This window comes from Methylobacterium sp. WL18 (assembly GCF_008040015.1).
GTDB lineage: Bacteria > Pseudomonadota > Alphaproteobacteria > Rhizobiales > Beijerinckiaceae > Methylobacterium > Methylobacterium mesophilicum.
The window spans coordinates 1-1,578 of the sequence record NZ_VRVD01000867.1 but is presented as its reverse complement, the minus strand read 5'-3'; the positions used below and the strand labels follow the sequence as shown (position 1 = coordinate 1,578).

General features: G+C 70.2%; 1 protein-coding gene. It reads left to right on the top strand.

Annotated features, from left to right (window positions below; translation table 11 throughout):
- Positions 1-1,378 (top strand): MmgE/PrpD family protein (locus FV228_RS29155; RefSeq protein ID WP_147857647.1); only part of this gene is annotated, 1,378 nt, incomplete at its 5' end.
- Positions 1,379-1,578: the final 200 nt, after the last annotated feature.

Sequence of the window (1,578 nt, the reverse complement as noted above, 5' to 3'; positions counted from 1 at the left end):
CGCCGAGCCCGCGAAGACGCCGGCCGCCAAGGCGCCGCCGCCCGTCACGAAAATCCTCGCGCAGTGGATCCTGGCCTCGTCCTACGACACCCTGCCGGAGAATGTCCGCCGTGAGGGCGTGCGCAGCTTCCTCAACTGGGTCGGTGTGGCGATCGGCGGCTCCCACCACGAGACCGTGGACGTGGCGGTCTCGGCGCTGCAGCCGTTCTCGGGGCCGCCGCAGGCCGGGCTGTTCGGCCGGTCGGAGCGGTTCGACATCATGAACGCCGCCTTCCTGAGCGGCGTGGCGAGCCACATCTTCGACTTCGACGACACCCACCTCAAGACGATCATCCACCCGGCCGGCCCGGTCGCGTCGGCGATCCTGGCCTATGCCCAGATGAAGCCGGTCTCGGGCCGGGACTTCCTCGACGCGCTGGTGGTCGGGATCGAGACCGAGTGCCGGATCGGCAACGCGGTCTACCCGAACCACTACGATGCCGGCTGGCACATCACGGGCACCTGCGGGCCGTTCGGTGCCGCTGCGGCCGTCGGCAAGCTGATGGGGCTCACCGTGCAGCAGATGGTCTACGCGCTGGGGCTCGCCGCCTCGCAGCCGGTGGGCCTGCGCGAATCGTTCGGCTCCATGAACAAGAGCTTCAACCCGGGCCGGGCGGCGTCGAACGGCCTGTTCGCGGCGATCCTGGCCGCCAAGGGCTTCACCTCCTCGGACGGCATGATCGAGGCCAAGCGCGGCTGGGCCAACACCATCTCGACCAAGCAGGATTGGTCCGAGATCACCGACGGCCTCGGCACCCGCTACGAGGCCCTGCTCAACACCTACAAGCCGTTCGCCTGTGGGATCGTCATGCACCCGACGATCGATGCCGGCGTGCAGATCCGCGACCAGGACCACGTCCGGCCGGAGGACATCGCCCGGGTCGACCTCAAGGTCCACCCGCTGGTGCTGGAGCTGACCGGCAAGACTGCGCCGAAGACCGGCCTGGAGGGCAAGTTCAGTATCTACCACGCGGCCGCGATCGCCCTCGTGGAGGGCGCGGGCGGCGAGAAGCAGTTCAGCGACCGGGCCGTGAACGACCCGCGCGTGGTGGCTTTGCGCCAGAAGGTGGTGCCGGTGATCACGCCGGGCATCGACGCCGCCCAGGTCGACATGACCGTGACGCTCACCGATGGACGGAGCTTCCACCGCCGGATCGAGCACGCGATCGGCAGCGTCGAGACGCCGATGTCGGACGCGCAGCTGGAGGCGAAGTTCACCGACCTCGCCGCCGGGGTACTGCCGGAGGCCCAGGCCAGGCGGGTGATGCAGATGTGCTGGTCTCTCCCCGAGTTGAAGGACGTGGGCGAGGTGGCCCGGGCCGGGGTTCAGGGGGCGTAAGCGGGGCAGCTGCAACCCTCGCTCACGGATCCGCGAGCCGCGCGGGATCGTTTTCCGACCCCGTGCTGTTCCCATGCCGCGAGGCCCCGCGACCCCGGTGGGCGCCCGCCTGTGGCGTTCGGGGCGTGGATCGCAGCATGGGAACGAGAAGCCCGGTCGGGGCGCAGCCCGAGCGCGCGCTGGTTGCGCCGCGTCCCACG